The following is a 13,339-nucleotide window of genomic DNA, read 5'->3' as shown; positions in this document are numbered from 1 at the left end:
TTCACGAGGGACCATGATCCAAGAGTACAGTGGTGCCAGCTCAGTGCGGTCGTTCGCAGTTGTGGTGATCTGCAGCCGCGCAGTTTGCTGATGGCTGGTGGCCATGGGGCAGTGGATGAGGGCATGCGCCATACAGGTGCCATAATCAGCTCCGTGGATCGTTCCGGCCTCAAAGGCATGGAGAATGTCGCCGGGCCCTTCCAGCAAGTGGCTGACCATGTTTTGCCCGGCAGGGTGATGTTCGCCACGAAACCTTACCCGCAGCCCGTAATCGCGTGCCGATTGTTCGAGCAGCAGGAGTGGCGTCTGCGAGGTCAGCCCTCCAATCGCAACCGGCATGTTGCGCCAGAGTTGTACCACATGCAGCCAGACTGGTGTGATGTCATGGTCGATGGCAAAGGCGGGCAAACCCATGCGCCGGGCGGCGGCGCCAAACGCTGCGCTGTATGCGTGTGCAGGCTCGAACAGTGCGGCTTCCAGTTTGAGGCAATCTTTAGCAGGATCTTGCATCGCTGCAAGGATCCGGCTATCGGCAAGGGTATCGGTCGCCATGGCAAGACCCGCTGCAGCTAGCGAGCCCTGAAGGAATTGTCGGCGAGTAGCCATTTTCACAGACTCCTGTCAGGTAACGATCTCACAGAGGAATCTATAGAAATCCTAAATGCCTCTTTCTATAGATGCGTTGAATGTATCAAGATGTAATTCGGGCGTCAATCGGATCTGGACACCACAGCGAATCGTTTATCCGCCTCTGGTAACCTCGATGAATAAGTTATCACCAGGCCATTCCGTCGATATTTGGGGCCGATATATTTGTTTTCAACAATTTGAAAGGAAAAACCGAATGAGAAAAATCAAACCGCGATAAACTGCAATCCTTTCTCACAGTTGATACTGCTTGAGTTTGAGTAAAAAGCTGTCTGTTAAAATGAGGCATCTCCATTCCCGGGCATGTGCAAAGGATTTTTAATCGGAGGTTTCTTAAAAACCATTTCAGGTCGCCATCTTCGCAGGATATAAAAAAACAGGAAATTCCCACACAAAGGGCGGGCTGATACGAGTAAAGGATATTGGAAAGAATGGCTGCTGAAGTTTCAATTTCAATTAAACAGCTCATTGCCGACTGGCCGCTGGAGTTAATCTTTTATGTCATTACACCGCTGTTTTATCTGGCGGGGTTAGGCTGCGCTATTCTGGCGCTATGGCGTACACGGACTCCCCAGGGAACGACTGCCTGGATTATAGCTCTTGTCAGTTTTCCTTTTATCGCAGTTCCACTCTTTCTGGTTTTTGGACGTAATCGATTCATTGGCTATATCAAAGACCGGAAAGAACATGATAAAACAGCAGAAGCAAAACTTGCGGAACTGGAAAGCGCCTCTGCCTTTCAAGCCCCTGCACCCTGGAATTTAAGGGCTTTTGATGCGATCACTGCCCAAACGGCACAGCCCGGCTTCCTGAAATACAATAAAGCCGAGCTGCTGCTGAGTGGAGAGCAGACATTTTCATCGATGTTTGCAGAGATCGAAGCAGCCCGACATTACATACTGGTTCAGTTTTATATTTTTAAAGCGGATGAAATCGGAACCCGCTTCATCGATCTTCTGATTCAGAAGGCGAGTTCTGGCGTGCGGGTTTATTTCCTGTGTGACAAAGTCGGCAGCAACGGTAATATTCATAAAAGAATCATTGAGAAAATGAGTGCGGCTGGCATTCGGTCCAGCTACTTTTTCTCAATAAAAGGATGGTTTGCCCATTTCCAGGTTAATTTTCGCAATCATCGCAAGAATGTTGTGATCGACGGAAGAGTTGTGTTCGTTGGTGGCTATAATGTAGGCGATGAGTATCTGGGAAATAATCCCCGACTGGGAGCGTGGCGCGATACCCACGTGAAGCTGGCGGGTCCCGGCGCAATGGCCGCTCAGATAGCCTTCATGAAAGACTGGTACTGGATTCGCGAAGAGATTTTAGAGCTGGACTGGCCAGGTGACTATGCAACCGAAGGGAGTGATGCACTGGTGTTGCACACGGGCCCGGCGGATCATATTGAGGCTTGTTCGCTGGCTCATCTGGAGTTGATAAAATCAGCCACAAATAGAATCTGGATGACAACCCCTTATTTCGTTCCTCCAGAAGGATTGATGGATGCTTTAACCCTGGCGGTTTTAAGAGGTGTTGAGGTTAAAATCATAGTACCGGGACCGAGTGATAACCGCTGGGTAAAACTTGCTTCGAAGGTCTACCTGGAAAAACTGCTTAAAGTGGGGGTGGAGTTCTACCAGTACAACAGCGGATTCCTGCATCAAAAGACTTTGCTGATCGATGATGATATCTCGATGATTGGCTCAATGAACCTGGATTCGAGATCATTTTTTCTGAACTTTGAGATTGCTGCTTTGGTAAAAGACCAGGGGCTCAATCGCCAGTTAGAGTTGGCCTTGAGAGAAGATATGCTCACTTCGCAAAAACTCAGCTATTCAGATATGGAGGCGCTCCCTCTCTATAAGAAGCTTTCATCACGAGCAGTAAGTCTCCTGGCTCCTATGCTCTGACAGATAGCCATGAAGAATTCAAAACAATTGCAATAAGCCGGTATTGCCAGACTGATTCATTCCCGGATGCCTGCTTATGCGCAAGCTTTGTCCTTGCCGTCTAAAAATAAAGAATGATTACAGTTGTCTTCAGTTGTTTCCAGGAGGATAACTGGCGATATCATCGCAACAATGGAGATTGCATATCAAAGCGTGGCGGGCCGGTGGTTTATCGTTGCTGGTATAGCAGACATTGGGGCGTATTCCTCATGCGTCCGCGCTACGCTGGCAACTCCCGTATGCCTATTTTGCCGATGGAGGTGATGAGGGAGGATTGACAGCTGCTGTATCCCGGCAGATTTTATCGAAAATCTGTTCAAACATGGTTTCAGTCAGGCGTCGAGTTTGAGTGTTGTAGCGACTGCAATGGTAGCTGTCATAGAGCCTTAGCCCGACCGGTATAGAATGAATGGCGCCATGACTGAAGGGGAAATCAGCATTGCGACATTTCAGTGCCATCAGCACGGCCTGATGAGCAACAGTGCCCAGCGCCAGCACAGCCTGTCCGCCATTTTTAGCGAAATCATTCAGTTCTGCAGCCAAAAAAGGATTGCATTGTCGGATTTCTGCCGGCAGAGGTTTGTTGGCGGGTGGCAGGCATTTGACCGCATTGGTAATCCGGCAATCGATCAGGCGGAGCGCATCGTCAGCGGCAAGTGATTCGTAATGACTGGCAAAACCAAATTTATACAGCGTTTTATACAGCAGGATACCCGCATAGTCGCCGGTAAACGGGCGGCCGGTTCGGTTGGCACCATGCAGGCCTGGCGCAAGACCAACAATCAGTAATTTTGCCGGGAGATCGCCAAAAGAGGCGACTGGTCGGGCATGATAGTCAGGATGGTCGATTTTAATCTGATCCAGATGCTGTGCCAGGCGAGGGCAATGACGACAGTCTGGCTGGAATGGTCTTGATACAAACATGTTGTTCTCTTATTGTAAAATGCTCGCTACTTACCGCAGTCGGCTATTCATGAATTTCCCTTTCACTCTGAAAATTTATACGCGCATCCAAGGCAAGCAGACGATGTGTTTGTGGTGTATGTTCGAATGTTATTTCATTCGCATGAAATGGCTGAAAGAGGTTTTCCATCAGGGAAAATATAATTGGAATGCCGTATTACTGCTGTCCGGCCTATTGTATTTGTCCTGTTGCGGAATTGTCCTGGCAGCTTCCGCTACTGGAAAAGAGGCGAAAATGGAAAAGAAGCCGGATCCTGTTGAGGTGGCGATTATCGCACCATCTACTGCTAAAAAACTGCTGGAAAAATATATTACGCTTCCACCCAAACCATTCAAGGATGAAATTGATCTGGCAGCGTATGCGCGCAAAATCAGACAGGAATCTGTTGAGCTGCTGGCAACGGAAGGTTATTTCACCCCTGAAGTTGAATTTGACAAGAAAAAGGGAAACGGTAAAGCCAAGGCATATGAGTTGCGTGTTAAGCCAGGCCCACGCACGCGTGTAGCTGCCGTGGCAATCGAATTCCAGGGAGCATTGGCGACGGATGAACCCGTGTACCGTGCTCGTGTAGAACAGTTACGCGCTGAGTGGCCGCTGAAGCCAGGAAAGATTTTTCGCAGTGCACGCTGGGAAGATGCCAAATCTGCTTTGCTTTCCAGTGTGGCGAGCAGAGATTTTGCTACTGCCCGTATCGTCGAAAGCCAGGCAAAAGTGGATCCGGATACTGCCCAGGCAACGTTGTCAATCATCATCGATTCCGGCCCGGCATACCGTTATGGCGAATTGCAGATTACCGGACTGGAGCGTTATCGGCCGGATGTGATTCAAAACAGCGCACCTTTTCGTCCAGGTGATCCCTATCGCCGGGATCAGTTGCTGGCTTTTCAGGTGGCGTTGCAGAATGGCAAGCTATTCAATGCGGCTGCTGTGACGATCAAACCGGATCCAGCTTTGCACGAGGCTGTGCCGGTGATCGTCACATTGACCGAGGCAAAATCTAAACAATTTGGTGCAGGCATTGGCTACAGCTCCAACAACGGTGCACGTGGTGAAATCAATTATCGTGATTATAATTTCCTTGGACGCGCCTGGAATCTGAGCAGTCTGCTGCGCCTGGAACAAAAACGCCAGACTTTTTCCACGAGAATAGACACCTTGCCCGATGCCAATCGTTACCGGTATTCATCCGGGGTGCGTGTTGAGATGACCGATATCAAGAATCTGAAAACCTTCAATCAGCGTGTGGATTTTTCCAGAATACGAACCACGACCCATTCCATTTTGCAGGTGGGAGTCAACTGGCAGCGTGAGGAACGGGAACCTTCCGGTGCACCTAAAACCGTGAATGAGACTCTGGCTCTGGACTCGTGGTATCGCTATCACGATATTGACGATCCGGTGAATGTTCGCCGCGGCTTTATTTCGGAGGCGCGGCTGGGGGGCGGTTCCAGCTATGCACTGTCTGACCGGAGTTTTATCCGTAGCTATCTGCGGCATCAGCATTGGCTGCCGATCGGTCGGCGGGATACGCTCTATTTTCGTGCAGAAGCGGGTTATACCCTGGCTTCTTCGCGTCAAGGGATTCCGCAGGAATACCTGTTTCGTGCGGGGGGAATTCAATCCATTCGTGGGTATGATTTTCTGAGTCTCGGCGTGCGTGAAGGAAATGCCATTGTTGGCGGGCGTGTTCTTGCAACCGGGACAGCAGAGTATGTGCACTGGTTCACGAACGATTGGGGGGGCGCTGTATTTACGGATATCGGTGATGCAGCGGATAAATGGAAGGAATTTGATCTGGCAGTGGGTTATGGTGTCGGTGCACGCTGGCGCAGTCCGGCCGGCCCTTTTGCGCTTGATCTGGCCAGGCGGCATGATACCGGCACATTACGGGTACATTTTTCCATTGCAGTGGCATTCTGATATGGATCATCAGGCAGATAACGAAAATCCGGCACCGCAACCTTCTGTGAAATCTGCGTGGCATTTCGGGAGGTGGCTATCAGGAATACTGGCGGCGCTGATACTGATTGTGGCAGGAGGCATTTACTGGCTGACTTTCACTTCTGTCGGCTTGCACTGGTTGCTTGCGACTGCTGCCCGGGCCACGGGAGGGGCGCTGACATTTTCCGATGTCTCCGGCAGCCTGCATCATACCGTTCATGCTGGAACGATTGCTTATCAAAGCGATGAACTGGTTGCCAGAGTCGAAGATATGACTTTCCGCTGGCAACCACAGCATTTGCTGACGGGGAATTTGTTGATCGAGGCACTGATGATTCAATCCGTAGAAGTACATAGTGCACCTTCTGAAGATGAAGAACCAATTCAGCAACCCGAAAGCCTTTCACTTCCAGTCAGCATGGTGATCGAGAAACTGGGTATCCGCTCGCTGAAGACTTATACATTGGGTAACGACCAGCCAGATCTGGTTGTCACTGATCTTGCCTTGCGGCTGGATAGTGATGGCAAGCGTCATCGTCTGCAAACATTGGCACTTGAACTGGAGCAGGGAAAAATAGCGGGCAACCTGCAGATTGCCCCGGATCCACCGTTTGACCTGACTTCACAATTGGTATTTTACAATTGGGCAGATGCTGCCAATACCAGGGACAGATCTGGCTATGCAGCAGTTCATCTGGCCGGTAATCTGCAGAAAGTGCGGGCTGCATTGACTGTAAGGGATGGCAAGCTGGATGGTCATGGCATATTCACCATTCACCCTTTTGATGAATTACCATTGCTGAATGCCAATCTGGTATTCAACGGCCTGGATCCCAATGTGTTTTCCGGAGATTTGCCCAAGGCTGATCTGAGTTTTATCAGCCGATTGGAGCAAAAGCAGGCCGGACAACTCACGGGTCATATTGCTATCAGCAATACGCAGGCTCGTCCGCTGGATCAGGAAGGTATTCCGCTGAAAGAGGCACGTGTGCAGCTTTTATGGACGGGTGATGAAATTCATCTGGATGATATTGCACTGCGTTTGTCTGAGCAGGAAGCAGTACCTGGCAGTCTGACAGGAAAGGCCAACTGGCAAATCAGCACCAGGACGGGACAGGCAGATATTCAGGTCCGGCGATTGAATCCAGCTTCCTTGAAAAGTAACCTGCACCCGGCCAATCTATCCGGGAATTTGTATTTTTCAGGTAATCAGGATTCCCAGCAGGGGTGGATCAAACTCCGTGATGAAACCTTGAAAATGAACATGGATATGGCTCTGATGCGTGTGGCCTCAGCCATTACCATCGAGAAACTCGATCTGACGCATGGTGATTCGAGTATGTCAGGACATGGCACTTTACAACTGGATGAGTCACAACCGTTTACTTTTGAAGGATTGCTCAGACAGTTCGATGTTTCTGCCTTTGCCGATGTGTCGCCTTCCAATCTGAACGCAACATTCAAGCTGGCAGGCCAGCTTGCCCCGCAGCCTGCCGCCAATATCGATTTTGCATTTGACCCCAGCCGCTTTGCCAATCAGCCGATTACCGGTCAAGGTGCTTTTGCTCTGCTGCAATCCGGTCGGATCAAAAGTGACGCCCGTTTACGTCTGGGTGACAATCAACTCGAAATCAAGGGGGTGCTGGGTCATCCGGAAGATCGTTTGTCCGTGATACTGGCCGCGCCCAAGCTCGCTCAGCTAGGATTTGGTTTGCAGGGAGACATTCGCTCTCATATCGAGCTGAGCGGCATCGTTGATCATCCGGATGTGGCGTTTGAGCTTGATTCAAATCATTTCAATTTTCGTGATGAGCATCAGCTTGCTCATCTTGATGCCAGGGGGAGCTTGCGCGGTACTGCCGTCCAACTTGATCTTCAGACAGGAATGTATCAGGAAGGCACGGAGACACGCTTGCAGAAACTGTCAATCGGGTTGAGCGGTACACAGGCTCAGCATCAGCTGTTACTGACAAGCCAGATCGATCAGGCAACCGAGGCACGGTTCCAGGCAAGAGGCGGATTAATTGCCCGATCCGGAGACATGCAACGTTTTCAATGGGATGGGGTCATTGAGAAACTTGCTGTGACCGGCGCGGTACCCTTTGATCTGATGACCCAGCCAAGCATCCGGATCAGTCCGGAAGCGGTTAAGCTGGGGCATGCTCGCATCGCGGTTGCAGCAGGTGAAATCGATATTCAGGATGCGCAGTGGACACCCAAACGCTGGTCTACCCAGGGTGATTTTTCCGGCATTGCGTTGCGGTCAGGCGGATTGCCTCCGGAAAGTACCGAACCGCTGAAACTTGGTGGAAGCTGGCAATTTACGGCTGATCAGCAATTGGCCGGGCACTTGCGCATACAGCGGGAAAAAGGAGACTTCATCCTGCCCACAGAATCTCCCTTTGCGCTGGGTTTGCAAGCGCTCACACTTAATCTGCTGGCTGAAAATAATAATCTGAATGGACAGCTGGCCGTTCGCGGAGAGCATGTCGGTGAAACCACTGCAAGGATCAGTATCCCGCTGCAGCCAGTCGGTGCCGCCTGGGAAATTCGTAAAAATGCTCCCTTGAATGGCGATCTGCAACTGAATCTGCCTGATCTTGCCTGGATCGGTTCGTTGGCAGGCGACAATCTGCGCAGCGAAGGGCGCTTGACTGCGCATGCACGGGTGACAGGAACACTGGAACAACCCGAGTTGCAAGGCAAGGTGACAGGGGACACGTTGGCAATTGCATTACTGGATCAGGGATTGCAGTTAAAAGAAGGCAAGCTCTTAGTGGATTTCAATCAGGACAGAATTGCACTTGAAACACTTGATTTTACTGCTCCGCTTGAAAAACCTTCTAAGGATAAGTTGCTTAAAGGATTGGAACTGGAGCAAAAATCTGGTCATCTGCATGCAAGTGGTGGTGTAGATATTCACAGTCAGCAAAGCAATCTGACGATTGAATTGGATCATCTGCCTGTTGCGCAGCAGGAAGATCGCTGGATTGTTGTTTCCGGAAACAGTGTGATTGGTTTCAAGGATCAAGCGCTCGATATCACCGGAGAACTCATGACAGATATCGGTTTTATCAAGCAGCCTAAGGCCGGAACGCCTGGCCTGGCAGATGATGTCATCATTACGGGCAGAACAGATTCCAAGCCGGAATCACAGGCTTTGAAAATGAATCTGGATGCAACGCTGGATTTTGGGGAACGATTCTTTTTGCGTGCTTCCGGATTGGAAGGGCGGTTGGCCGGGCAGCTGCATCTGCACAGTGAACCTGGACAATTACTCAGTGCAACGGGAACCATTGCTACGCGTGACACCCGCTTTGAAGCCTATGGCCAGCAGTTACAAGTGCGGCGTGGTATTGTCAATTTTGATGGACCACTTGATAATCCGGGCCTCAATGTTCTGGCTGTACGCGGTGGCTTGGGCGTTGAAGCAGGAGTGGAAGTTACCGGCACCGTCAGACACCCTAAAATCAAGCTGATATCGCAGCCGGAGGTTCCTGATCTTGAGAAGCTGTCCTGGATTGTATTGGGGCGGCCTGCCGATAAGAGTGGTTTGGATAGCGGATTATTGTTGAATGCTGCTGGCAGTATTCTGGGCGGATCAGATGAAGGCGTCCTGGACAGTATTACCCAGGGTCTGGGTATTGATGATTTCTCGATCCGGCAGCAGGAGGGCGGTTCGTTAACCGACCAAGTAGGCATGATCGGTAAACGGCTTTCATCACGCGCCTATCTGAGTTTTGAACATGGATTGACTTCTTCATCGGCCGGAGTCGCCAAGCTGACCTATAGTTTGTTTCCTCAAGTTTCAGTAGTGACCCGGGCGGGAGATGATAGCGCGGTTGATCTGTTTTATAATTTTCAGTTTGATTAATCTGCCAGATTGTTGGCCATTTCCGTGACTTGCAGCTGTTTCTTCAGCTGACGTCTGGGAATCATCAGATCAGCCAGAGTATAGCCATCCAGTACAGTCATGAATGCCAAAAGTGCGTCCGAGATTATTGAACGCAACACACAACTATCGCAAATAATGCATGCATTCTGATCACTGAAGCATTCAACAAGCTCCATGGAAGCTTCCGTTTGGCGTATTACTTCTCCGATATTAATTGTCTCAGGTGCTCGTGCCAGACGAATACCGCCGTGTTTTCCGCGCATTGTATCCAGGTAACCAAGCTGACCCAGGTGGTGCACGATCTTGACGACATGATTACGTGAAATGTGATAGCAATCAGCAATTTCAGTAATGGTAGACAATCTCTCTCTCTTTAAACCGAGATAAATCAGGATGCGCAAAGCGTAATCGCTGTAATTCGTCATTTTCATGAGGTATACCCCCTTTAGTAATAGGCGTGGATAATGACATATCCCCACGTTTTATTTCAGCCAGAAAGTGCAGATATCGGAAGCTCCGGGCTGATCATTTCATCGGCTTCCGATGAAAGTTATTGACAATTGAATTGATGCAAGTAAAATTCGCATAAAGATATATTTAAAAGATATCTTTGTCGCTACAAGGAGGGAGTCGCCAATAATTGATGATAGTTGTGATGAGGCGTTGCCGCAGTGTCTAAGAGAGCCTTATGCATCAAGGCGTATTAAATATACACTAAAAGGACATGGTTTATGAGAAATTCAAATTCGATACTTTGGCATTATCGGTTTATTACCGGCATTATTTTTGGACTGTATGCGCTGGTAATGATTCCTGCAACAAGCTGGGCCGAAAAACATGAATTCGATATGACAATCGAAGATACCCGGATTGTTCTGGTCGGCAACAGGGATTTCCACACTTTTGCTTACAATGGTCAGGTTCCTGCCCCTCTCATTCATGTCAAGGAAGGGGATGATATCACGGTAAACCTAACCAATATGACCACCCTGACCCATACTATTCACTGGCATGGTATGTTGCAGCATGGCACCTGGCAGAATGATGGTGTTCCTCATGCTACTCAGCATGCAGTAGAGCCAGGGGAAACATTCACGTACAAATTCAAGGCAGAACCTTCCGGTACCATGTGGTATCACTGTCACGTTAACGTAAATGAGCACGTGACCATGCGTGGTATGTGGGGGCCTTTCATCGTGGAACCCAAGAATCCTCTCCCGATCGAAAAAAGGGTAACTAAAGACTACATCATGATGTTTTCCGACTGGGTATCAGCGTGGGCGCATAAACCGGGTGAAGGTGGTATTCCTGGAGATGTATTCGATTACTACACCATCAATGGCAAATCTTTCCCTGAAACACAGCCAATACGCGTCAAAAAAGGAGATGTTATACGGCTCCGTCTCTTTGGTGCAGGGGATCAGGTCCATTCTATACATACTCACGGGCACATCTCACAAATCGTGTTCAAGGATGGATTTCCTCTGGCCAATCCGATCAAGGGAGATACCGTTCTTGTCGGTCCGGGTGAACGTTATGACGTGTTCATTGAAATGGATAACCCCGGTTTATGGATGATACATGACCACGTTGATACACATACCACTAATGGAAACAAAGTTGACGGTGGAATCATGACGACAATTGAGTATGAAGAAGTCGGGCGCGATTATGATTTCTATGTATGGAAAAATAAGAAATTTGTACCTGATTTTTACTATGAGGAATCTCTGAAAAAAGATTTCGGAATGCATAATTCCGACGTCTTCAAAGGGGAACTCATCGAAGAATGATGTGTATATGTAATGCAATCAAAGGAGAGAAAATATGATAAAAGCCCATTTGCTTGCGGCGATAATCGGTGCGGGGTTTCTTGCATCATCGGTGACGACTTTTGCTGCGGACGGTTCCGCAATACTGCAGTCACAATGCGCTTCCTGCCATGCGCTGACGCAGCCTGAAAAAGTTACCCTGGATCACATATGGGAACGTAAGGGACCGGATCTTTATTATGCCGGGGTTAAATTCAACAAACCGTGGCTGGTGAAATGGTTGCAGGATCCGGTTAGAATCCGGCCGTCCGGTGTGTTCTATCGTACCCATATTAAAAAGGGTGAAAAGGCAGATGTTGTGGATGAATCCACGCTTATAGACCATATGAAACTGACACAGGCTGATGCTGAGGCCGCCGCTGATGCACTGATGGCACTGACCGGACCGGAAGGGCTGATCGAAACAGGGAAGTTCGACAAAGACAAAAAAGCATCACCGATGGCAAAAATGCTCTTTGTGAAACTCCGTGGTTGTTCTGCCTGCCATTCGACTGGTGATGGAAAAGGTGGTTTGTCAGGGCCAGAGCTGCAGACAGCGGGTGAACGCCTGCAACCTGATTTTATTTATAGCTATACCAAGGATCCACAGAAAATCGACAAAGGCGTCTGGATGCCGAAACTCGCAATTTCCGAGCAGGATCTGCAGAACCTCACCAGTTATATCGTTCAACTGAGTGGAAAGAAGGAGGCTAAATGATGAATATCAATCGTATTATTTCACAACTTGCGGGAATTACTCTTATTTCCCTGTGTTCTTTTTCCAATCCGGCTATTGCAGCGGATGATGATCAGTTCAAACATGCGGAACGTCTCTACGATACATATTGTGTGCAGTGTCATGGTATGAATCGTGATGGTAACGGTCTCAATAGTACCTATATGTCAGTTCAGCCGCGTGATCACAGTGATCCGAAAGGGATGGGCGATATTCCCTTGGAAGAGATTGCCGAAGTACTTAAAAAAGGAGGTCTTGCTGCCAACAAGTCAGTATTAATGCCAGCATGGGGAGAGATTTTCAGCGATGAAGAAATTGATCAGCTGACTGCTTATCTGCGTCATATTTGTAAGTGTGGTTCAAATTAATCCAAATTGGATCTGTAAATAAAGTAGAGGAAATAGAATAAAATGAAATATAAGCAACTGTTTAATGCAAGTTTTGTCGCGTTGGCTGCCAGTGTTGCTCTGTCAGGATTCCATGCAGCAGCTGTAGCCAAAACGGTACCGGTAACGATTCATGCCGTAGAAAAAGACGTGCCTTACGATAACAAGGGCAGTACCTATCATGCCTGGACGTTTGGCGGTGTTGTGCCGGGCCCGGTTGTGCGCATTACTGAAGGTGACACAATCGAATTCTCTCTGGTCAATGAGGAAGGTAACAAAAACTCACACAGCATGGATTTTCATGCTGCCAGAGTGGACGTCGTAGGGGACTTTGATTCTGTCAAACCAGGCGAAACAAAAAAATTCACTTTTACTGCGGACAATCCTGGTGTGTATTTCTATCACTGCGGCTCAGATCCGATGATTCAGCATATCGCCCGTGGAATGTACGGCGTCATTATCGTCGATCCGAAGGATGAAAATGCTTTACCCAAGGCGGATCGTGAATATGTGCTGATCCAGGCCGAGCACTATGAAAATCCGGACGATAAAACAGCCATGATGAAAAACAAGTGGGCTAATGTTGTTTTCAATGGTGGTATTTTCAAGTACAGCCCGGTGCATGATGCTGAAGCTACGCGTTGGTTGCAGGCTAAACCGGGTGAGCGGGTACGTATTTACTTCGTCAACGCTGGTCCCAACGAGTTTTCCTCACTGCATCCTATCGCCGGGATCTGGGAAAATGTCTACGCCAGCGGGAATCCCAAGAATGTTCAGCATGCTCTGCAATCCTATACGATTGGACCCGGTGATGCGGCAACTTTAGACCTGATTTCGCCGGTTGAAGGTGCTAACGCAATCGTTGATCACGCTATGCATCATGCGCTGTCCGGTGCAATTGCTGTCATCATGTTCAGCGACGATGCTGATCCGGAAGCTGGCAAGGGTGACAATATCCTGATTAGGTAAGCCACTCACAACGAAATGCTTCTCTAGTTTCGTATTGCAGCAGTTG

At 49.0% G+C, this 13,339-nt stretch carries 10 protein-coding genes; 8 read left to right on the top strand and 2 right to left on the bottom strand.

Annotation, left to right across the window (positions count from 1 at the left end):
• Positions 1–90 precede the first annotated feature (90 nt).
• Together ABO04_RS00390 and cls are read left to right on the top strand one after the other, a co-directional pair.
• Positions 91–573 carry a hypothetical protein gene (locus ABO04_RS00390; protein ID WP_160808644.1) on the top strand — a complete coding sequence of 161 codons (483 nt, stop codon included), beginning with the start codon at positions 91–93 and terminating at the stop codon, positions 571–573.
• Between the two features lie 506 nt (positions 574–1,079).
• Entirely contained in the window at positions 1,080–2,552 is a 1,473-nt protein-coding gene (gene cls, locus ABO04_RS00385) for a cardiolipin synthase (RefSeq protein ID WP_160808643.1), read from the top strand.
• 282 nt (positions 2,553–2,834) lie between these two features.
• On the opposite strand, the gene ABO04_RS00380 is transcribed toward cls, so the two are convergent.
• Positions 2,835–3,515 (bottom strand): uracil-DNA glycosylase, encoded by a 681-nt coding sequence (locus tag ABO04_RS00380; RefSeq protein WP_160808642.1) that lies wholly within the window; start codon positions 3,513–3,515, stop codon positions 2,835–2,837.
• A 49-nt stretch (positions 3,516–3,564) separates the two neighbouring features.
• Between ABO04_RS00380 and ABO04_RS00375 the strand changes: the two genes are divergently transcribed.
• Complete coding sequence (locus ABO04_RS00375) at positions 3,565–5,475, top strand: autotransporter assembly complex family protein (protein WP_240141350.1); 1,911 nt, start codon at positions 3,565–3,567, stop codon at positions 5,473–5,475.
• Between the two features lies 1 nt (position 5,476).
• Entirely contained in the window at positions 5,477–9,370 is a 3,894-nt protein-coding gene (locus ABO04_RS00370; RefSeq protein ID WP_160808641.1) for a translocation/assembly module TamB domain-containing protein, read from the top strand.
• Here the strand turns inward: ABO04_RS00370 and ABO04_RS00365 are convergent.
• Positions 9,367–9,822 carry an Rrf2 family transcriptional regulator gene (locus ABO04_RS00365; protein ID WP_160808640.1) on the bottom strand — a complete coding sequence of 152 codons (456 nt, stop codon included), beginning with the start codon at positions 9,820–9,822 and terminating at the stop codon, positions 9,367–9,369. The two genes, ABO04_RS00370 and ABO04_RS00365, sit on opposite strands and share 4 nt — an antisense overlap.
• Before the next feature lie 300 nt (positions 9,823–10,122).
• On the opposite strand from ABO04_RS00365, the gene ABO04_RS00360 reads away from it, so the two are divergent.
• The 4 genes from ABO04_RS00360 to ABO04_RS00345 are packed head-to-tail and all read left to right on the top strand — an operon-like array spanning position 10,123 to position 13,293.
• Positions 10,123–11,184 carry a multicopper oxidase domain-containing protein gene (locus tag ABO04_RS00360; protein WP_160808639.1) on the top strand — a complete coding sequence of 354 codons (1,062 nt, stop codon included), beginning with the start codon at positions 10,123–10,125 and terminating at the stop codon, positions 11,182–11,184.
• A 34-nt stretch (positions 11,185–11,218) separates the two neighbouring features.
• Positions 11,219–11,920, top strand: a complete 702-nt coding sequence (locus tag ABO04_RS00355; protein ID WP_164504192.1) for a cytochrome c — start codon at positions 11,219–11,221, stop codon at positions 11,918–11,920.
• Positions 11,917–12,306, top strand: coding sequence for a cytochrome c (locus tag ABO04_RS00350; RefSeq protein WP_240141349.1), 390 nt, complete (start codon positions 11,917–11,919; stop codon positions 12,304–12,306). Before ABO04_RS00355 ends, ABO04_RS00350 begins: the two co-directional genes overlap by 4 nt.
• A 42-nt stretch (positions 12,307–12,348) precedes the next feature.
• Complete coding sequence (locus ABO04_RS00345) at positions 12,349–13,293, top strand: multicopper oxidase domain-containing protein (RefSeq protein ID WP_160808638.1); 945 nt, start codon at positions 12,349–12,351, stop codon at positions 13,291–13,293.
• Positions 13,294–13,339 lie beyond the last annotated feature (46 nt).

Source organism: Nitrosomonas sp. HPC101, from assembly GCF_009833125.1.
GTDB lineage: Bacteria > Pseudomonadota > Gammaproteobacteria > Burkholderiales > Nitrosomonadaceae > Nitrosomonas.
Note: the sequence above shows the minus strand (reverse complement) of the source record. Positions and strands in the feature narration are given on the sequence as shown.